At 55.6% G+C, this 20,267-nt stretch carries 17 protein-coding genes; 9 read left to right on the top strand and 8 right to left on the bottom strand.

What is annotated here, in order from left to right; genetic code table 11:
• The 8 genes from NA637_RS19750 to dnaA all read right to left on the bottom strand — a co-directional run.
• On the bottom strand, window positions 1-1,938 hold a 1,938-nt coding region (locus NA637_RS19750), incomplete at its 3' end, for a type I restriction endonuclease subunit R (protein WP_256074260.1).
• A gap of 325 nt (window positions 1,939-2,263) precedes the next feature.
• On the bottom strand, window positions 2,264-3,325 hold the full coding sequence (locus tag NA637_RS19745; RefSeq protein ID WP_256074257.1) for a restriction endonuclease subunit S: 1,062 nt from the start codon (window positions 3,323-3,325) through the stop codon (window positions 2,264-2,266).
• Window positions 3,325-3,594 carry a hypothetical protein gene (locus NA637_RS19740; RefSeq protein ID WP_256074256.1) on the bottom strand — a complete coding sequence of 90 codons (270 nt, stop codon included), beginning with the start codon at window positions 3,592-3,594 and terminating at the stop codon, window positions 3,325-3,327. Before NA637_RS19740 ends, NA637_RS19745 begins: the two co-directional genes overlap by 1 nt.
• On the bottom strand, window positions 3,591-5,192 hold the full coding sequence (locus NA637_RS19735; RefSeq protein ID WP_256074255.1) for a type I restriction-modification system subunit M: 1,602 nt from the start codon (window positions 5,190-5,192) through the stop codon (window positions 3,591-3,593). The genes NA637_RS19740 and NA637_RS19735 overlap by 4 nt, the downstream gene beginning before the upstream one ends.
• A gap of 250 nt (window positions 5,193-5,442) precedes the next feature.
• On the bottom strand, window positions 5,443-7,857 hold the full coding sequence (gene gyrB, locus NA637_RS19730) for a DNA topoisomerase (ATP-hydrolyzing) subunit B (protein ID WP_256074254.1): 2,415 nt from the start codon (window positions 7,855-7,857) through the stop codon (window positions 5,443-5,445).
• Window positions 7,854-8,966 carry a DNA replication/repair protein RecF gene (recF, locus tag NA637_RS19725; protein ID WP_256074252.1) on the bottom strand — a complete coding sequence of 371 codons (1,113 nt, stop codon included), beginning with the start codon at window positions 8,964-8,966 and terminating at the stop codon, window positions 7,854-7,856. The genes gyrB and recF overlap by 4 nt, the downstream gene beginning before the upstream one ends.
• Window positions 8,967-8,977: 11 nt before the next feature.
• Window positions 8,978-10,081, bottom strand: a complete 1,104-nt coding sequence (dnaN, locus tag NA637_RS19720) for a DNA polymerase III subunit beta (protein ID WP_256074251.1) — start codon at window positions 10,079-10,081, stop codon at window positions 8,978-8,980.
• A gap of 37 nt (window positions 10,082-10,118) precedes the next feature.
• Complete coding sequence (gene dnaA / locus NA637_RS19715) at window positions 10,119-11,579, bottom strand: chromosomal replication initiator protein DnaA (RefSeq protein WP_256074248.1); 1,461 nt, start codon at window positions 11,577-11,579, stop codon at window positions 10,119-10,121.
• A 514-nt stretch (window positions 11,580-12,093) separates the two neighbouring features.
• Here dnaA and rpmH point away from each other — a divergent pair.
• The 9 genes from rpmH to NA637_RS19670 form a co-directional block, all read left to right on the top strand.
• Window positions 12,094-12,228: a 50S ribosomal protein L34 gene (rpmH, locus tag NA637_RS19710; RefSeq protein WP_019340723.1), complete on the top strand. Its 135-nt coding sequence runs from the start codon at window positions 12,094-12,096 to the stop codon at window positions 12,226-12,228.
• Window positions 12,229-12,245: 17 nt separating this feature from the next.
• A complete protein-coding gene (gene rnpA / locus NA637_RS19705; protein WP_256074235.1) occupies window positions 12,246-12,641 on the top strand; it encodes a ribonuclease P protein component in 396 nt (131 codons plus the stop codon).
• Window positions 12,634-12,879, top strand: a complete 246-nt coding sequence (gene yidD / locus NA637_RS19700) for a membrane protein insertion efficiency factor YidD (protein ID WP_081262855.1) — start codon at window positions 12,634-12,636, stop codon at window positions 12,877-12,879. Before rnpA ends, yidD begins: the two co-directional genes overlap by 8 nt.
• A 2-nt stretch (window positions 12,880-12,881) precedes the next feature.
• A complete protein-coding gene (gene yidC, locus NA637_RS19695; protein WP_256074233.1) occupies window positions 12,882-14,558 on the top strand; it encodes a membrane protein insertase YidC in 1,677 nt (558 codons plus the stop codon).
• Between the two features lie 66 nt (window positions 14,559-14,624).
• Entirely contained in the window at window positions 14,625-15,992 is a 1,368-nt protein-coding gene (gene mnmE, locus NA637_RS19690; RefSeq protein WP_256074231.1) for a tRNA uridine-5-carboxymethylaminomethyl(34) synthesis GTPase MnmE, read from the top strand.
• 183 nt (window positions 15,993-16,175) lie between these two features.
• The gene (locus tag NA637_RS19685) at window positions 16,176-17,366 is read left to right on the top strand and encodes a tyrosine-type recombinase/integrase (RefSeq protein WP_033936968.1); all 1,191 of its coding nucleotides are present in this window, start codon (window positions 16,176-16,178) and stop codon (window positions 17,364-17,366) included.
• Window positions 17,367-17,533: 167 nt separating this feature from the next.
• Complete coding sequence (locus NA637_RS19680; RefSeq protein ID WP_025981589.1) at window positions 17,534-17,851, top strand: MarR family transcriptional regulator; 318 nt, start codon at window positions 17,534-17,536, stop codon at window positions 17,849-17,851.
• 128 nt (window positions 17,852-17,979) lie between these two features.
• Window positions 17,980-19,536: a type I restriction-modification system subunit M gene (locus NA637_RS19675; protein WP_033978286.1), complete on the top strand. Its 1,557-nt coding sequence runs from the start codon at window positions 17,980-17,982 to the stop codon at window positions 19,534-19,536.
• Window positions 19,533-20,267: restriction endonuclease subunit S (locus NA637_RS19670; RefSeq protein ID WP_256074226.1), on the top strand; the 735-nt coding region annotated here is incomplete at its 3' end. The genes NA637_RS19675 and NA637_RS19670, both read left to right, overlap by 4 nt.

Here is a 20,267-nt window from a genome sequence, read left to right as displayed (position 1 = left end):
CTCCATAGCAGACGCCCCGGTGCGGGAAGCGGTGATGCTGGCCAGGGAAATAACCACCTTACTATCAAAGGTTGGCAGCCCTTTTTTCACTCGCTCGGCCATGATCGCATCGAGTAGATCCTTGTAACCCACTGCCATATCGCGACCGTCGCACACCAGCATGGCCTTCAAGCCCTTGGCCTTTACGTTACTAAGGAAGTGCTCGACCAGATGTTCGGCGACCTGCTCCATACGGTTACCGGCCTGACGCCAGCGGCGCAGCAGTTCGCGCTTGAGCTCGTGCTGCCGGATTTCTGACTGCTTAGCGAACTGCTCTTTGAACGCTGTGTCCAGCTCAGCATTGGCAGACAACGCTACCCAGGCATCCTGGTATTTGATGGCCAGGGTTGCGCCATCCGCCACTGCTTCATGCAGACGATATTCGTCGATGTACTCACCACCGCCAAACTCACCCAAGGTGTGTTTGTCCTCTTGCAGCAGCGGCGTACCGGTAAAGGCGATGAACTTGGCGTTGGGCAAACTGGCGCGCATAAAGGCCGCGAGAAAGTCGTACTGGCTACGGTGAGCCTCATCGACCAGCACATAGAAATTGGGCTTGGTGCTCAGAACTCGGAAGTGCACCTTCTCCCGGCTGATTTCTTCCCACTTGGCTTTCACCAGCACACCGTTCTCATCCACTTGCCGGTGGCGGACGTTACGTTCATGCACGATGAAGAAGTCCTTTTCCTCGCGAATCCGCCTGTGCCGGGTTGCTTGCAGGGCATCATCTTCCTCGTCAGGAGTGACAGCAGGCTGTTCGCCAGGTTGCTCATTCTCCTGGAACTTCTGCACCGTACTGGTGAAGACACTGCCGTAGTCGTTAGACAGCATTTTCAGCAAGCCATCAACCGACACGGCCTGAATGGCATTGATGCCCACCGCATGGAAGGTATCGAATATCTGCTTATCGAGGTCTTTGCGGTCGGTCAGTACCAGCACGGTTGGGTTGTTGAAACCCGTGCTATCGCCACGCAACATGCGCGCAAGCAGGGCCATGGTCAGCGACTTGCCACTACCCTGGGTATGCCAGACAACGCCGCCCATGGGTTTTGGCACGCAGAGGCGATCCACCGTTTTGCGCACGGCCCGCCACTGCTGATAGCGTGGTAGCTTCTTCACGGTCTTGCCGTCGCGAGTTTCGAACAGCACGAAATGCGTGATCAGTTGTAGGAAGCGACTCGGTTCGAACAATGCCCACAGCACGTTTTCCTGCTCACTCGGGACATCGCCTAGCAAGGCAGCTACAGCGGCAGTCTCCTGCGCCTGCAACCGATAGCGGACGTAATATGCAGGCTTGGTAAGGATCGCGCCATACAGCCCGTCACGCCGATTAAGCCCAACGCATACTTGGTTGAATACAAACTGGGGTGGAAAGGTGTTTTGGTAACCATCCAATTGCCCCAGGGCTTCATCCAGACGGTGATGGCTGGCTTTGCATTCGATGATGGCCAGGGGCAGGCCATTGACGAACAGCAGCAGATCAGGACGGAAGATATCCCCGTCAGGATTGCACCCAACATACTGATCAACCACATGGAAATCATTGTTGGCGGCATCACTGGCATCGAAGAAACGCACACTGCGCGGCTTGCCCTCGACGTCCTTCACCTGGATATCCGACCGGTGCACCACCTGTTCCCAGAACGCCTTATTGGCGGGCAACAGCTCATCGTTGACGCGTTTACGTAGCTCAATCAGTGCGGCACTGATGCCACCGGGCGCGCTCGCCAACCATGGATTGAGGATCAGCAGCCGAGCCTGCAATACATCGTCCAGTACCGGTGCTAAATGACGATGCTCAACCAGCACCTGGTGACCAGGTAGGTGGGTGTACCCCAGCTTGATCAGCCAATTGATGGCGGGCAGCTCAACCCCGAGTTTCTCGGGTGACTGACTCATTGCTTACTCCTGTTCCTTGGAGGTTTTCCTCGGACGACTTCGGTACCAAACCACGGAAGGGCCATCACCGGCTTGGCTTTTCTTAAGAGTTTCAAAGAGCTGGGACTTATGCAAGAAATGACGCCAACTGTCGCAACTTTCTCTTCACGGATCGCCTCAAGCCATTCTGGTGGGCCACTCGGCTCGCTATGAGCAACCATGACCTCCAGCAGCTGTTCGAACTGCTGCAACTGCAACATGCAGCGCCCGAGTTTGCGTTGCACTGCGCCATGAAGATTAGGCACAGGATCCGAGGATAGAAAGGGTTTCATCCATGAATAAAAACTCAAGCTTTACCGGTAGAGCTACCAAGCTTTACACGCCATTCGCCGGTTAGCAGCTTTTGCATCAGGCCCCGCTTGAGACTTTTGTAATACTCTTGCTTTCTGAATGCAGCTGAGATTTTTTCGTCCGCAACGTCCAATATTGACGTAATTCTTTGTTGCTCTACTAACTTCGGAAGAGGGACTAAAAACTCTTTCAATATTCCCGTTGTAAGATTTGTAAAAACTCCACCATGTGTAGCGGACGCATAAAATCTTTGCTTGACCGAGCAAATGATGTGATACAGATATTCTTTTTTTGCCTGCGACTCATCAATTTTGATTAGGGCTAGAAATCCGTCATGTATGCAAGCATCAACAGCTAAGAATGAAGGCACTCCAACGTCACCAGAGCAAATTATCGTAAGAGTTCCTTTAGGACATGGCCGACTACGCTTTGCACCTTCCTCAGTTAAAAAATCGATTTTCGGAGTAACCCACTTCCCGTCCCGAGTAACATCTGCCCCCATCAATCTAGGAACATCTCCCCCATAATATCTAGGGTCACCTTGAGGGCGTGGACTGGCACCGCGAATAACTTCACTAACCGTTTGAATCTGTACAACCTGCCACTCAACCGGAATCTCCCCCAGTTCACTTCCCTTGAACTCGGTATGCGGCATCCAGCGACCATCGACATCTTGGGTACCCACACCCTGACTGAACAGAGTTTGTATCAGGCCCTGCTTGAGGGACTGGGTGGTTTTAATCTGGCGGGCAATCACGTTCAGCTTGTCGTCCACAGCCGTGAGGATGGCGGCGATTTTCTGTTGCTCAGGAAATGTCGGCAGCGGAATTGGTGTTTCACGAACCTGCTGCAAACTGATTTGCGGGTATGCCTGACCCGTCAAGATGGCACGGTAATGGGTCACATAACCAGCGTGTTTCAAACACTGATACACATAATCAGCGCTTACTTCTGATCCTTCCTGAATCCGAATTCTCGCAATGTGTTGATTTATGTTTGCCGAAGAAAAATTTATTGGCGCACGTGCAACTCGACCAATATTTCCAGTGATGGTCATCAATAGATCCCACCTGGTTTAACCTCGGAGCGATTCATCTGCTGATGAGCATCAGCATGAATAAAATTCATTCCTTTAGGACTAAAGCCGTTGTTGGTTACGCATTCACTACGAAAAAATGGAACGCCACTATCCTCATCAGCCCAGTCAAAGCCAAACGTAGTAGGTGTACCACCTTTTGTGATGAAGCCAGAAATCTCTTCAAGCTTCTGAATCCCCCAATTTTTTGGGACAAATCCGACAACAGTTTCAATGAGGTCGTCTTTCATTTGGAAAATCCCAACTCCGTCAAATAGCCATTCAATCGACTATCAATCTGCGCTTCTTCTTCGGCGAGCGTTGCCAGTTCACCTAAGATGGCTGCCACATCCACCATTTCTTCGGCCTCGCCATTGGCGATATACCGGGCAATATTAAGATTGCCGCCGTTGCCTCGGATTTCGTCTAGCGTCACCACCCGACAATAGTTTTCGACCTCAGCTTGCTGTTCGAATGCTGCCTTGTGGGTGTTAACGATGCGCATGATGTCTTCAGCACGCAGGCTATTCTGCGCCTTGCCTTCGAGGTAGTCGTGACTGGCATCAATAATAATGACCCGGCCTTTAAGGGGGGCGGGTTTCTGCTTGTTCAGGATCAGGATGCAAGCCGGAATGCCTGTGTTGTAGAACAGGGCCGAGGGAAGGCTGACGATGGCTTCAATCAGATCGCCCGGCTGATTACCATTGGCTGCATCGGTGCCAAACAGCAGTCCATCACGAATCCTGCCTTCCTCGCCACTGCGGAACAGCACACCATGGGGCAGGATAATGCCCATGCGACCACCAGCCTTGAGGCTGGCCAGCATATGCTGGGCGAAAGCGAGATCGGCATAGCCTCGTGGCGGGACGCCATATACCAAGCGGCCATAGGGATCGCTGACCTGCTTATAGTTGGGTGCCTTCGGCTTTCTGCCGTTCTCTTGCTCGCTTTCGTTGCTCACCTCCAGCGGAGCCCACCAGGATTTGGCCGAGAACGGAGGATTCGCGATCACCCTGTCAAAGGTCTTCAGGTAATCACCTTCGAGGTGCTTAGGCTCGACCAGCGTATCCCCACGCTCAATGGATGCATGCATGTTGTGCAGGTAAAGATTGAGTTTGGCGATGGCCCAAGTGCCAAGGTTCTTTTCCTGCCCGTACAGCAACACGTTAGGCTTGCCCATTAGAGTGCCATTGGGCAAACCAGATACATGGTGGGCGCTCTCCACCAACATGCCGCCGCTGCCGCAGGTGGGGTCATACACATTGTGTCCAGGCTGCGGATCGATTAGCTCAACCACCAATTGCACCACGGCCTTAGGCGTATAAAACTCACCGCCTTTCTTACCGGCGTCATCGGCAAACTGCTTGATCAGATACTCATAGGCGTCGCCCAGCATATCCGCCTTGTACAGATCGTCATTACCCAGCTTGTACTGGTTGAAGTGCCGCAGCAGGCGCTGCAAAGTGGCATCCGCCAGCACACGTTTGTCACCGTACTGCGTAGCGGTCAGTACGTGTTGCAGCTCAGGGTTGTTGGCTTCGATGGTGGCAAACGCCTTATCCAAGGCTTCGCCGATATTTTCGGTTCGCGAGATCAGATCGAACCAGCGGGCACTGATAGGGAACTTGCCCCATTTGTCCTCAATCTCTTCTTGGGCATCGCCATAGTTCAAGCCTTCTCCCTTGATCAGCGTGGCGACACGCTCATCGAAAACGTCGTTGTAACGTTTGAGAAAGAGTAGGCCGAAGATGTAGTTCTTGAAGTCGGAAGAGTCGATGGAACCGCGCAGAATGTTCGCAGACTCCCAGAGCCAAGACTCCAGCGTTTCGAGTGACAATTTGTTAGCCATGGGTAAATCAGTCCCTATAAAAAGCATGACGCCCAACACTGGGCAATTTCACCCATGGCACTTGGGCAAATCAGAAAAAACAGTTTTCCATTGTACAAGCCGGCGTCACCTGGAGGCTGCTAAATCAATCACCTTGAACGACAAAACCCCGGCAGAACTTTCCGTCAGTCGGGGTTTTGTCAGCACTACTTTTGGCCAAACTGCTTAACTTTGACCGAAGTGGAAATTAACTTTTCCCACCTACAAGACTTTAGAAATCCAGATTGGAAACTGCCAATGCGTTGGATTCGATGAAGTCGCGGCGTGGCTCGACTGCATCTCCCATCAACGTATTGAATATCTGATCGGCCCCAATCGCATCCTCGATGGTTACCTTAAGCATGCGTCGAACAGCCGGGTCCATGGTGGTCTCCCAGAGTTGGTCAGGGTTCATCTCACCGAGACCTTTATATCGCTGAACGCTATGACGGCGGGTTCCCTCAGTCATCAGCCAGTCCAACGCCTGCTTGAAGGTCGTCACCGACTTCTTGCGCTCGCCACGCTGAACGTAGGCTCCTTCCTCGAGCAAGCTGTTCAGCTTGTCTCCGAGCACCGTTACGGTCTTGTAGTCATTACTCCCGAAGAAATCGCGGTTGAATGTAATGTAACTGGCCAGGCCGTGTGAAACGATCTCGACTTCCGGGAGCCACAGGTTGCGTTCCTTGTCCTCGCGCAAGCTTACCTTGTACGCAAGCCCGGAGCGCTCGATACCTTTGAGCAACGCCGCATAGGGCTCTAGCCATGCCTGCATGGCCGCATGATCACCCAGCTGTTCAACCGACACGCGTGGCAGGTAGATGAAGTGCTCGGTCAGCTCCTGTGGATAGAGTCGCGACAGGCGCTGCAGCGTCTTCATCACAGTGCGGTAATCGTTAACCAGGCGCTCCAATGCTTCACCTGACAGGCCAGGCGCATGCTCATTGACGTGCAGACTGGCGTCTTCGAGAGCTGACTGAGTCAGGTACTCGTCCATCGCCTCGTCATCTTTGATGTATTGCTCCTGCTTGCCACGCTTGACCTTGTACAAAGGCGGCTGAGCAATGTAGACATAGCCGCGTTCGATCAACTCCGGCAGCTGGCGGAAGAAGAATGTCAGCAACAGCGTCCGGATATGGGAGCCGTCGACGTCCGCGTCGGTCATGATGATGATGTTGTGATAGCGCAACTTGTCGATGTTGTACTCGTCACGACCGATGCCACAACCAAGTGCGGTGATCAGCGTGCCAACCTCCTGCGAGGAGATCATCTTGTCGAAACGAGCCTTCTCGACGTTGAGGATCTTGCCCTTGAGCGGCAGGATAGCCTGCGTCCTGCGGTTGCGGCCCTGCTTGGCAGAACCGCCCGCGGAATCACCCTCCACTATGTAGAGTTCGGAGAGGGCGGGGTCCTTTTCTTGACAGTCGGCCAGCTTGCCGGGAAGGCCCGCAATATCCAGAGCCCCCTTGCGGCGTGTCATCTCGCGCGCCTTGCGTGCGGCTTCACGTGCTCGCGCGGCATCGATCATCTTGCCGACCACCGCTTTCGCCTCGCTGGGGTGCTCCAGCAGGAAATCCGCGAAATGCTTGCCCATCTCCTGCTCGACGGCGGTTTTCACTTCGGACGAGACGAGCTTTTCCTTAGTCTGCGAGCTGAACTTCGGGTCTGGCACCTTGACCGAGATGATCGCCGTCAGACCTTCACGCGCGTCATCGCCAGTCGTCGCGACCTTATGCTTTTTGGCCAGCCCTTCCTGCTCAATGTAGTTGTTCAGGTTCCGGGTTAACGCCGAACGAAAGCCCGCCAGGTGGGTGCCTCCGTCGCGCTGAGGGATGTTATTGGTGAAGCAGAGCAGGTTTTCGTTGAAACTATCGTTCCACTGAAGCGCCACTTCGACACCAACGCCATCATCGCGCTGGATATTGAAGTGGAACACTTCGTTGACCGGCGTCTTGTTGGTATTGAGATAAGCCACGAAGGCACTGAGCCCGCCTTCGTATTTGAATAGCTCTTCCTTGGCGTTGCGCTCATCGCGCAGCACAATGCCGACGCCCGAGTTCAAAAACGACAGCTCACGCAGCCGCTTAGCCAAGATGTCCCAACTGAAGTGGATGTTCTGAAAGGTCTCGGCTGAGGGTTTGAAATGGATTTCCGTGCCCGAATCCTCGGTTTCGCCGACTGCAGCGAGGGGCGCTTGCGGCACACCGTGACGGTAGGTCTGTTCCCATACCCTTCCCTCGCGACGAATGGTCAGGAGCAGCTCTTCCGACAAGGCGTTCACCACCGAAACACCCACGCCATGCAGGCCGCCGGAAACCTTGTAGGAATTGTCGTCGAACTTACCGCCAGCATGCAGGACGGTCATGATGACTTCTGCGGCAGATACGCCTTCTTCATGAATATCTACTGGAATGCCACGGCCGTTGTCGCGAACGCTGATGGATTCATCAACATGTATGGTGATTGATATATCGCTGCAATGACCTGCCAGCGCTTCGTCGATCGAGTTATCCACGACTTCAAAGACCATATGGTGCAGACCCGTACCGTCATCCGTGTCGCCGATATACATGCCGGGACGCTTACGTACTGCATCCAGGCCCTTGAGCACCTTGATACTGGACGAATCGTACGTGTGGTTTTCGCTCATGCCTTCACTCCCGAGGGGCCGTGGTCCAGGGTTATCGCACCCTGTTCCACGTGAAACATTGAGACTGGCGTGTCTGGACGCCAGCCTTCTCGCAATACGTTCGAATCAACACAAGTGATGAACACCTGGCAATTCAGCTGTTCCAGCAACCGGCACAATGCCAGCCGGTGCTGATCGTCCAATTCGGACGGTAGGTCATCGACCAGATAGATACACTGGCCTCGTTTGGCTTCACTGACCAGGTGGCCCTGCGCAATACGTAACGCGCACACAACCAGTTTCTGCTGGCCACGAGACAGGGTTTCCGCAGCGTTATGGTTGGCTATCCGCAATCGGAGGTCAGCCCGCTGAGGACCCGCCTGGGTGTGTCCCATGAGCCGGTCGCGTTCGATGGACGCCGACAGCACCTCAGCCAGGGAACGCCTCTTGTCCCAGCCACGGTAATAGCTCAACTGGAAACCTTGGAGATCCAAAAGCGCGGCCAAGGTGACCTCGAATATTGGCTTCAAGGCTTGAATGTAAGCCCGTCTGTACCCGTCGATTTCCTCACTCGCGGCGCTAAACTCGCGGCTCCAGGCCGCCTGTGAAGCGGAGTCAAGTGTACCATGACGCAACCACGAGTTTCGTTGCTTCAAGGCCTGCTGCAGGCGCTGCCAAGCCTGGAGGAATCGGCGTTCCACGTGGAACACTCCCCAATCCAGAAACTGCCGGCGATGCTTGGGTACACCTTCGAGCAAGCGAAAGCTGTCCGGATTGATCAGCTGTAACGGTAACGCTTCAGCGAGTTCCGCTGCGCTTCGAACGCCCTGTCCATTGATCTTGATGCGCACGTCACCGCTGCGATCTCGAGAGATGCCAAGGGCGGTTGACTGCCCATCAGCCAATTCGACCTGACCAAAGACCGTGCAACTGGAATGCTCGTGGCTTATAACCGGCGTCAGACGCGTGCTGCGGAACGAGCGCGCCATTCCGAGGAGATGAATCGCCTCGAGAAAACTGGTTTTTCCGCTGCCGTTATCACCGTAGAGGATGTTGATCCGGGGGGAGGGGTTTAACGTCACCGGCTGCAGGTTGCGTATGCCGGTGACGGAGATGCGGCTGAGAGACATTCAATGCGGATTTACAGGCGCATCGGCATGACAACGTAAGCCGATTCGTCGTTGTCGTATTCCTGAACCATAGCACTGCTGTTCGCATCGGACAGAATCAGCCGGACTTGATCAGTGGTCATGACGTCCAGCACATCAAGCAGATAGCTGACGTTGAAACCGATTTCCAACGTCCCGCCGGTATAATCCACCGCAACTTCTTCTTCCGCTTCTTCCTGCTCGGGGTTGTTCGCCTGGATTTTCAACAGGCCAGTTTCCAACTGCAGCCGGATGCCGCGATATTTTTCATTGGAAAGAATGGCTGTACGGCTGAACGCCTCGCGCAGTGTCTGACGTTCACCCACCACCAGCTTGTCGCCGCCACGGGGCAGAACGCGCTCGTAATCAGGAAATTTTCCGTCAACGAGTTTGGAGGTAAAGGTGAATTCCCCTGTGGTGGCTCGAATGTGGTGTTGGCCAAGGACGATGCTGACTTCGCCATCTTGGTCCGTCAGCAACCTGGCCAGTTCAAGGATGCCCTTGCGTGGGACGATAACCTGATGCCGGTCGGGCTGATCGACACCGGTTTGCATGGAACACATGGCCAAACGATGCCCGTCCGTTGCGACTGCCCGCAACATCCCGCTAGAAACCTCAATCAGCATGCCGTTCAGATAGTAACGCACATCCTGCTGGGCCATGGCGAAGCTGCTGCGCTCAATGAGACGACGCATCTTGCCCTGGTTAACGCTGAAATTAAGCGAGCCAGGACCTTCCTCAACCGCGGGAAAATCATTGGCTGGCAAGGTCGAAAGGGAAAACCGGCTGCGTCCGGACTTGATTACGATCTTCTGATCATCCAGTCGGATATCGATGAGCGCGTCGGGCTGCAGGCTTTTGCAGATATCCATCAATTTACGCGCCGGCACCGTGATTTCGCCTGGTTCGGATGCATCCTCCAAGGCGACGCGGCCCACCAACTCTACCTCTAGATCAGTGCCTGTGAGCGACAGCTGATGGTCTTGTACCACCAGCAATACGTTCGACAACACCGGTAAGGTCTGACGACGCTCGACGACCCCGGCCACCAGTTGCAGGGGTTTAAACAAGGCTTCGCGCTGAATCGTGAAATGCATGGTCTGGTCCCTTGCCTATTAGATAGCCGCAGTCTGTTCAGGTTGTCAAAGTACGGAGCAAATTCTTGTAATCCTCGCGAATATCAGCATCCAATTCGCGAAGTTCGGCAATCTTACGACAAGCGTGCAGCACGGTCGTGTGATCGCGCCCACCAAAGGCGTCGCCAATTTCCGGCAAGCTATGATTGGTAAGTTCTTTGGACAAAGCCATGGCGACCTGACGAGGCCTTGCGACCGAACGCGAACGTCGTTTGGACAGAAGGTCGGATATTTTGATTTTGTAATATTCCGCGACGGTGCGTTGAATATTATCAACGCTCACCAACTTGTCTTGCAGTGCAAGCAGGTCTTTCAGCGACTCACGAATCAGCTCGATAGTAATGTCCCGTCCCATGAAATGGGCGTGGGCGATTACGCGTTTCAACGCACCTTCCAACTCGCGGACATTTGATCGGATGCGCTGCGCGATGAAGAACGCAGCATCATGGGGAAGCTCGACGTTGGCCTGGTCAGCCTTTTTCATCAAGATCGCCACACGCGTCTCGAGTTCCGGCGGTTCGACCGCAACCGTCAGCCCCCACCCAAAGCGAGACTTCAACCGCTCTTCAAGTCCGTCAATTTCCTTGGGGTAGCGGTCGCTGGTGAGAATCACCTGCTGCCCGCCTTCCAGCAATGCGTTGAACGTGTGAAAGAACTCTTCCTGCGACCGCTCCTTTTTCGCGAAGAACTGGATGTCGTCGATCAACAAAGCATCCACCGATCGATAGAAGCGCTTGAACTCGTTGATCGCGTTGAGCTGCAGTGCCTTGACCATGTCCGCGACGAACCGCTCAGAATGAAGATAGACCACCTTGGCGTTAGGGTTCTTCTTCAGCAAATGGTTGCCGACCGCATGCATCAGGTGAGTCTTGCCAAGCCCTACGCCTCCATAGAGAAACAACGGGTTGTAGCCATGCTTGGGATTGTCTGCAACTTGCCAGGCAGCTGCTCGCGCCAGTTGGTTGGACTTGCCTTCGACAAAATTCTCGAAGGTAAAGGTCCGATTGAGATAGCTGGTGTGCTTGAGCCCACCTTCAACCTGTACGTTACGTTCGACTGGACGCGAAGGCGCGCTAGGCGCTGCGACAGCCTCAGTGGAAGCCGCAGCGGCTGGTTCGGAGAACGAAGCAGGAGGCGGTGCAGCGGCCGCAGGAGCGCCAACTTGAGACTGAGAACGAGGTGCGGAACCGGCAACTGGCCGCGCAGAAGCGACTCGCCTGCTGCCTATCAGCAAGGACAAAGAGGGTGCCGGCCCTGAGGCGCGTTCTGACAATAGTTCCAGCAGGCGCGAAAGATACTTCTCGTTAACCCAGTCGAGAACGAAGCGATTCGGTGCATAGACCCGCAATTCATCGCCATCCGATTCGACCTGAAGCGGACGAATCCAGGTGTTGAATTGCTGGACCGGCAGCTCATCTCTCAAGAGGTCTACGCACTGCTGCCAAAGTTCCACCGACACAAGGTCTCCTAGAAGCTGTCGAGCTTAAAACGGAGCTCATTGTAGCCCTGAGATGCCTCAGTTATCCACAGCAAAAAGGCCGTCATATCGGCAAAGCGAACGGCGACCCGAGCCGGAGCAATCAAAGACAGCCAGCCTAGAGCTCTGTTGATAACCGTTACAGAGCCCTTGGGAAAAGCCTGTGTACAGGATGAGGTCAAACACGGTTGTGGATAACCACCCATTTAATCCACAGGAAACACAACGGGAATCCACTGCCAACACACCGCTTGCACAACGGTTTATGGGACGCTGTAACCTCCGGTGCCGAAGGCATCTAGCCATCTGTCCACAGAAAAACACCTCACCATTTATAAGCATTGCATTAGAAAGAGCTTAATCTTTTTACTTTATCTATGATTTCTGCCTGGACGGTGCCGTTGGGAAATTGACCTCGTCGCGCGGCTTCTCTACAATCGCCGGTCTCTTAAAAGGGGGCCATTCCGGCCCGCAATGGATCACCAGGTAACGCACCATGAAACGCACTTTCCAACCCAGCACCCTCAAGCGCGCTCGCACCCACGGTTTCCGTGCTCGTATGGCTACCAAAAACGGTCGTGCCGTCCTGTCGCGTCGTCGCGCCAAGGGTCGTAAGCGTCTGGCTGTCTGAACACGCCGGATCAGGCAGTGAGTCGAGACTTCAGTCGGGAAAAGCGTCTGCTGATCCCGAGCCAGTTCAAGGCTGTCTTCGACTCCCCTTCCGGCAAGTTACCGGGCAGGAACGTCCTGCTACTGGTGCGCGAAAATCAATTGCCACACCCGCGAATCGGGTTGGTCATTGGCAAGAAGAGCGTCAAGCTCTCGGTAGAGCGCAATCGCATCAAGCGGCAACTGCGTGAAACCTTTCGTCTCCACCAGATGGAACTGACGGGGTGGGACATCGTGGTCATCGCGCGTAAAGGTCTGGCTGAACTGGACGACGCAGAGCTCGCAAAGCAATTTGCCAAACTATGGAGACGTCTGTCCCGTACGCCTGCGCCGGTCCGGCAACAACAGGCCCAGAGCAGCGCCGCTGATGCGTAAGCTAGCGCTGGTCCCGATTCGACTCTACCGGTATGCCATCAGTCCAATGATGGCCAGCCACTGCCGTTTCTACCCAAGTTGCTCCTGCTACGCACAAGAGGCCATCGAAACACATGGCCTGCTGCGCGGTGGCTGGCTGAGCCTGTGCAGGCTTGGCCGTTGCCATCCATGGAATCCGGGCGGCTATGATCCCGTGCCTTCCAATACCCCCTCCAATTCATCTTCGATGACCGAGTAACCATGGATATCAAACGCTCGATCCTGCTTGTTGCCCTGGCAGTCGTTGCTTACCTGATGGTATTGCAGTGGAACCAGGACTACGGCCAGACCGCCATCCCTGACGAGACGCGCCAGTCACAAACGTCCGTCGCGCAGACTCCAGACACGCCACTCACCAGCACCGGTGAGAATGCGCAGGGTGATATTCCCGCTGTAAGCAGCGAGCCGTCGGCCAGTTCAATTACCGACACTCAGGCCAGCTCTCAGCTGATCCGCGTACGCACCGATGTGCTGGATATTGCAATAGACCCGCGCGGCGGCGATATCGTGGACCTGCGCTTGCCAGCATTCCCACGTCGTCAGGATCGCCCAGACGTTCCGTTCCAGCTGTTCGAGCGCAGCGGCGAACGAACCTATGAAGCCCAGAGCGGACTGATCGGTGATGGCCCGGACAAGGCCAGCGGTCGCCCGCTTTACACCAGCGAGCAACAGCAATATCAACTGGCCGAAAATCAGGACCAGCTGGTCGTCGATCTGAACTACAGCGAAGACGGGGTCCACTACACCAAGCGCTTCACCTTCGAGCGGGGCGACTACGATCTCGACGTACGCTATCTGATCGACAATCAAAGTGATCAAACCTGGACCGGCCACATGTTCGGCCAACTGAAGCGCGACAGTAGCAAGGACCCGTCTTCCAGTACGGCAACCGGGACCGCAACCTACCTTGGCGCTGCGCTCTGGACCAGGGACGACCCTTACACCAAAGTTTCCATGGGAGACATGGACGACAAGAATCTGAAAAAGACGGTCGAAGGCGGTTGGATCGCATGGTTGCAGCATTACTTTGTAACTGCCTGGATTCCAGCGCCCGATCAGACCAACCTGGTACAGACTCGCAAGGACAGCCAGGGCAATTACATCATCGGCTTTACCGGACCTGCTGTTTCGGTTGCACCCGGCAGTCAGGGTGAAACATACGCCACCCTGTATGCCGGTCCGAAGAGCCAGGATCAACTGGAAGAGCTGTCGCCGGGTCTACGCCTGACCGTCGATTACGGCATTCTCTGGTTCATCGCTCAGCCGATCTTCTGGCTGCTGCAGAATATCCACGCACTGCTGGGTAACTGGGGCTGGTCGATCATCGTACTGACCATCGTGATCAAACTGGCTTTCTTTCCGCTGTCGGCTGCCAGCTATCGATCGATGGCGCGCATGCGCGCGGTGTCACCGAAGATGCAAGCCTTGAAAGAGCAGTTTGGCGATGATCGCCAGAAGATGTCCCAGGCGATGATGGAGCTGTACAAGAAAGAGAAGATCAACCCGCTGGGTGGGTGCTTGCCTATCCTGGTGCAGATGCCGGTGTTTCTGGCCCTATACTGGGTACTGCTGGAAAGCGTCGAAATGCGCCAGGCACCCTGGATGTTCTGGATCACCGACCTGTCGATCAAGGATCCGTTCTTCATCCTGCCGATCATCATGGGTGTCACCATGTTCATTCAGCAGCAGTTGAACCCAACACCACCGGATCCGATGCAAGCCAAGGTGATGAAGTTGCTGCCAATCATCTTCACCTTTTTCTTCCTCTGGTTCCCGGCAGGTCTGGTGCTGTACTGGGTCGTCAACAACTGCTTGTCGATTGCACAGCAGTGGTACATTACCCGCAAGATAACCGGACAGACTGCCAGCGCAACCTGACCGTTCGAAGTGAACAGAACGCCCCTTTATTGGGGCGTTTTGCATTATCGCCACCTGGAGGGTTTGATGAGCCAAGATCGCGAAACCATCGCCGCTGTTGCCACAGCACCCGGTCGTGGTGGGATTGGCGTAGTGCGCGTTTCGGGCCCCCGAGCCAAAGCCGTCGCGATCACGCTCAGCGGTCGAGAACCGGTACCCCGGCATGCCCACTACGGTCCGTTCCATGCCGAGGACGGTGAAGTCATTGATGAAGGGCTGATGCTGTTCTTCCCCGGACCCCATTCGTTTACCGGCGAGGATGTACTGGAACTCCAGGGCCACGGCGGTCCGGTGGTCATGGACATGTTGTTGCGCCGTTGCGTAGAGCTTGGAATCAGGCCGGCGAGGCCCGGTGAGTTCAGTGAGCGTGCGTTCCTCAACGACAAGCTGGACCTGGCTCAGGCTGAGGCTATCGCAGACCTTATCGAGGCGAGTTCGGCGCAAGCAGCTCGAAATGCAGTTCGCTCGCTGCAGGGCGATTTCTCTCGTCGCGTGCATCACCTCACCGAAAGCCTGGTGAACCTGCGCATCTACGTCGAAGCGGCGATCGATTTTCCAGAAGAAGAAATCGATTTCCTCGCCGACGGCCGTGTGCTCGCACGGCTCGAGCAGGTCCGTGGCGAATTATCCACAGTTCTGCGAGAGGCAGGACAGGGCGCGCTGCTGCGCGAAGGAATGAACGTGGTCATTGCCGGTCGCCCCAACGCCGGAAAATCTAGCCTGCTAAACGCATTGGCGGGGCGTGAGGCGGCGATCGTGACCGACATAGCAGGCACCACGCGCGATCTGCTGAAGGAACATATCCAGATTGATGGGATGCCGTTGCACATCGTCGATACTGCCGGGTTGCGTAATACCCTGGACGAGGTGGAACGGATCGGGGTGGAACGGGCGATCAACGCGATCGAGAATGCCGACCGGGTATTGCTGGTAGTGGACGGCAGTGCAGCTTCTGCTTCAGACGATGAATCCAGTTGGCCAGACGTGCTTATTACCAGACCAGACCCGGCTAAGACCACGATCATTCGAAACAAGGCCGATCTCACCGGCGACTCCGTCGCTCTATCCGTCGATGTAGACGGGGTCACCACGCTTAGCCTCTCGGCGCGCTCGGGCGATGGGCTAGAGATGCTTCGTGAGCATCTCAAGCACTGCATGGGCTATGACCAGACTGCGGAAAGCGCCTTCAGTGCCAGGCGCAGGCATCTAGACGCACTCCGCAAGGCAGCCGAGTACCTCGACCATGGCCATGCTCAGTTGACGCTGGCAGGCGCAGGCGAACTGCTGGCTGAAGATTTGCGCCAAGCGCAGCAGGCACTCGGTGAGATCACCGGGGCGTTCAGCTCGGACGATCTGCTCGGACGCATTTTCTCGAGCTTTTGCATCGGGAAGTGATGTGGGGTCCATGGAGGTCCACCGAAGTCTGCTGATGTGCCTGTGAGCCGCATAAATAAAGGGATTTTTGTCTATTGAGTGATTCGGTGATACAGTCAAAGCCATCGCTATTCGGGTCCATATATGGGTCCAAGCTCACCGAATAGCCTGACTATTGACTTTCATGGACCCAAAGGAGGGTCCATGTCTCTCACAGACACCGCACTCAAGGCGCTCAAGCCGAAGGATGCCTCGTACATCGTCAGTGACGATCGCGGGCTGTACGTAGAAGTGCTGCCGAGTGGCAGCATCGTCTGGCGTTACCGCTATCGGCTGGATGGCAAACGGGAAAAGCTCACACTCGGCAAGTACCCCGCCCTTACCCTGAAGAACGCCCGCCTGAAGCGGGATGAGGCGGCACATCTGGTGGCGCTGGGCCAGTCTCCAGCACAGAAAAAGCAACAGGAGAAAGTGGCCGGCGCAGAAGATGCCACCGTGGCCGACTTCGCCGAACGCTTCTTCAAGGACATCCAGTCGCGCGACCGCAAGGATGTGACCATGCCTCGCCGCTACCTGGAGAAGGACATCCTGCCGCACATCGGCAGCAAGCCGGTCCGGGACATTACCGCCGAGGATGTGCGCAGCGCCATCTGGCGCAAGAAGGAACAAGGCTTCGATGCCGCCGCCGGCCAGGTGCGCGGCCTGCTCAAGCGCATGTTCGATTACGCGCTGACCTGCGGCCTGATCCAGGCCAACCCGGTCATGGCCCTGCCGATGCGGCACGTCTACCGCGCCGCCGCCCGCGAACGGGCGCTGACGCCGGACGAAATCCGGCAGTTCCTGCGCGCCATGCAGGCTTCCAACATCCGTCGCCAGTTCAAGATCGCCTTCCAGTTGATCCTGATGACCCTGGTGCGCAAGTCCGAACTGATGCTGGCGCAGTGGAAGGACGTGCATCTGGACGAAGGCGAATGGCACATTCCGGTTGAGAACTCCAAGACCGGCAAGCCGCACATCGTCTACCTGTCCACCCAGGCGCAGACACTGTTCAAGGAACTCAAGCCGCTGGCCAGCAGTAGTGACTGGGTATTGCCGGGACGTGGCACCCTGGCCAAGCCCTTCGCCAACAATGCGCTGAACCAGGCGCTGAAGGTGTCATTGCAGGGGCAGGAGATCCCCGCCTTCACGATCCATGACCTGCGACGTACCGCATCGACGCTGCTGCACGAACAGGGCTGGGTTTCGGATGTGGTGGAAAAAGCGCTGAACCACACCATCGGCGGCGTGCGTGGCGTCTACAACCGGGCGGAGTATGCCGAGCAGCGGCGGGAGATGTTGCAGGCATGGGCGGACTATATCGACGGGCTGGCACCGTCGGCCAATTTGGTGGTGTGAGTCCGGCCGAGGCGTTGGTGGCCTTTTCCCTTTTTTGGGTAGGGCCGTTACCCCTGGGTTGCCATTCCCTTGCCTCTGCCTTTTCCTTTTTGGCAAGCATTTGTGATCGACGATGATTATCAGATACTGATACAATTTTGAATCAACGTGTCATTGGATTCGCGATCATGAAGCGCTGCATTGTGGGTATCCGACAGCCAGAAGGTCCGCCACCGAAGGGAAGCGAAACGCCCAGTATTTGGTTTCCGTCTCTGGCATCACTGGCCGCAGTGCTGTCGGACGACAACCGCCGCCTGCTGCGCCTGATCCATGACCAACAACCCAAGTCTCTGACTGAGCTGGCCGAGCTCAGCGGCCGCAAGGTACCGAACCTGTCACGCACTCTGAGAATGATGGCCGATTACGGCCTGGTATCGCTGCAGCGCAATGTTCGGGATGTTCAGCCGACCGCACTGGCGACTGAGTTCCTGGTGGTGCTGGATTAATGGGAGCGGACATGAGGATAGCTTGCTGATAAACCAGGCAGAACAACTGCTCGACAAGAAACTGCCCCATTTTCGGCACACGCTTCGTGCTTGCGCCAAACCAGATAAATTGAAACAGGAACAACCCTATGACCAGCACCCAACAACGCGCCGCCTTGCAACGACAGATTTGGCAGATAGCCAATGACGTACGCGGCGCGGTCGACGGCTGGGATTTCAAGCAATACGTGCTCGGCACCTTGTTCTACCGCTTCATTAGCGAGAACTTCGCCAGCTACATTGAGGGCGGTGATGACAGCATTGACTATGCCCGACTGCCTGACGGCGTCATCACTGCGGACATCAAAGATGATGCCATCAAGACCAAAGGCTACTTCATCTATCCCAGCCAGCTGTTCGCCAACGTAGCCGCCGGTGCCAACGCCAACGAAACTCTGAATACCGATCTAGCTCGCATCTTCGCCGCCATCGAAAGCTCGGCCAGCGGCTACCCGTCCGAGCTCGACATCAAGGGTCTGTTCGCTGATTTCGACACCACCAGCAACCGCCTCGGCAACACCGTCAAGGAAAAGAACGCCCGTCTTGCCGCCGTGCTCAGGCGTGTGGCCGAACTCGACTTCGGCGGCTTCGACGCCAGCCACATAGACCTGTTCGGCGACGCCTACGAGTTCCTTATCTCCAACTATGCGGCCAACGCCGGCAAGTCCGGCGGCGAGTTCTTCACCCCTCAGAACGTCTCCAAGCTGATTGCGCAGCTGGCCATGCACAAGCAGGCCAGCGTCAACAAGATCTACGACCCTGCCTGCGGTTCCGGCTCACTGCTGCTGCAGGCCAAAAAGCACTTCGATGCCCATATCATCGAAGACGGGTTCTACGGCCAGGAACTCAACCACACCACGTACAACCTGGCGCGGATGAACATGTTCCTGCACAACATCAACTACGACAAATTCAACATCCAGTTGGGCGACACGCTGCGGAACCCGCATTTCGGCGACGAGAAACCCTTTGATGCCATCGTATCCAACCCGCCGTACTCGGTGAAGTGGATCGGCGGCGACGACCCAACCCTCATCAACGACGATCGCTTTGCCCCAGCCGGCGTGCTGGCACCCAAGTCCAAAGCCGACTTCGCCTTCGTGCTGCACGCGCTGCACTACCTTTCGGCCAAAGGTCGCGCCGCCATCGTCTGCTTCCCCGGTATCTTCTACCGTGGCGGAGCGGAGCAAAAAATCCGCCAATACCTGGTGGACAACAACTATGTGGAAACGGTGATTTCGCTTGCGCCCAACCTGTTCTTCGGCACCACTATTGCGGTAAACATCCTAGTGCTGTCGAAACACAAGACCGACACCAAAATCCAGTTCATCAATGCCAGTGGCCTGTTCGACAAGAAAACCAACAACAACGAACTGTCCGATAAACACATCGAACAGATCATGCAGGTATTCGACAGCAAGGCCGACATTGAGCACTTTGCCAAAGCGGTGGATTACGACGCGATCGCTGCCAACGACTACAACCTGTCGGTGAGCAGCTATGTTGAAGCCAAGGACAACCGCGAGGTGGTGGACATTGCTCAGGTCAATGCCGCTCTGAAAACCACTGTAGCCCGGATCGACAAGCTGCGGGCGGAGATTGATGCGATCGTGGCCGAGATTGAAGATGGGGAAGTTAAAGCATGAGTCGAATTGCACAATTAATTTCGGAACTCTGCCCAGATGGGGTGGAGTTCAAAGCACTTGGGGATATCTCCGAACTCGTGCGAGGCAATGGCCTGCCCAAATCCGTATTTGCGGAATCTGGTATTGGCTGCATCCACTACGGTCAAATTTACACGTACTACGGAATTTGGGCGACAAAAACCATTTCCTTCGTCGCTCCGGAAACAGCCATGCCGCTCGCCAAGGTTGACACTGGCGACATAATAATAACCAACACGAGCGAAAATATTGAGGACGTGTGCAAAGCGGTCGCATGGCTTGGTGATTCGCAAATCGTGACGGGTGGTCACGCGACTGTTATCAAACATCAACAAGACCCAAAGTACCTGTCATATTACTTCTGCACCCCGGAGTTTTTCGATCAGAAGAGAAAGTACGCGACTGGAACGAAGGTTATTGATGTATCAGCGAAGAGCCTTGCGAAGATTCGCATTCCTGTTCCACCGCTCGAAGTACAGTACGAAATCGTGAAAATTCTTGACACTTTCACGGAGCTGGAAGCGGAGCTGGAAGCGGAGCTGGAAGCGGAGCTGGAAGCGCGTCGGCGGCAATATAAGTATTACCGCGACGCGCTTCTCGCGTTCAATGAACGCACAGATAGCGCAAGCAAGCAAGCAAGCAAGCAAGCAAGCAAGCAAGCAAGCAAGCAAGCAAGCAAGCAAGCAAGCAAGCAAGCAAGCAAGCAAGCAATT

Source organism: Stutzerimonas stutzeri (genome assembly GCF_024448935.1).
Classification (GTDB): domain Bacteria; phylum Pseudomonadota; class Gammaproteobacteria; order Pseudomonadales; family Pseudomonadaceae; genus Stutzerimonas; species Stutzerimonas stutzeri_AO.
Note: the sequence above shows the minus strand (reverse complement) of the source record. Positions and strands in the feature narration are given on the sequence as shown.

Coding starts and splice junctions, on each gene's coding strand:
- NA637_RS19745 (WP_256074257.1), bottom strand. CDS start 3,325: ATGACCATCACTGGAAATATTGGTCGAGTTGCACGTGCGCCAATAAAT.
- NA637_RS19740 (WP_256074256.1), bottom strand. CDS start 3,594: ATGAAAGACGACCTCATTGAAACTGTTGTCGGATTTGTCCCAAAAAAT.
- NA637_RS19735 (WP_256074255.1), bottom strand. CDS start 5,192: ATGGCTAACAAATTGTCACTCGAAACGCTGGAGTCTTGGCTCTGGGAG.
- gyrB (WP_256074254.1), bottom strand. CDS start 7,857: ATGAGCGAAAACCACACGTACGATTCGTCCAGTATCAAGGTGCTCAAG.
- recF (WP_256074252.1), bottom strand. CDS start 8,966: ATGTCTCTCAGCCGCATCTCCGTCACCGGCATACGCAACCTGCAGCCG.
- dnaN (WP_256074251.1), bottom strand. CDS start 10,081: ATGCATTTCACGATTCAGCGCGAAGCCTTGTTTAAACCCCTGCAACTG.
- rpmH (WP_019340723.1), top strand. CDS start 12,094: ATGAAACGCACTTTCCAACCCAGCACCCTCAAGCGCGCTCGCACCCAC.
- yidD (WP_081262855.1), top strand. CDS start 12,634: ATGCGTAAGCTAGCGCTGGTCCCGATTCGACTCTACCGGTATGCCATC.
- yidC (WP_256074233.1), top strand. CDS start 12,882: ATGGATATCAAACGCTCGATCCTGCTTGTTGCCCTGGCAGTCGTTGCT.
- mnmE (WP_256074231.1), top strand. CDS start 14,625: ATGAGCCAAGATCGCGAAACCATCGCCGCTGTTGCCACAGCACCCGGT.
- NA637_RS19685 (WP_033936968.1), top strand. CDS start 16,176: ATGTCTCTCACAGACACCGCACTCAAGGCGCTCAAGCCGAAGGATGCC.
- NA637_RS19680 (WP_025981589.1), top strand. CDS start 17,534: ATGAAGCGCTGCATTGTGGGTATCCGACAGCCAGAAGGTCCGCCACCG.
- NA637_RS19675 (WP_033978286.1), top strand. CDS start 17,980: ATGACCAGCACCCAACAACGCGCCGCCTTGCAACGACAGATTTGGCAG.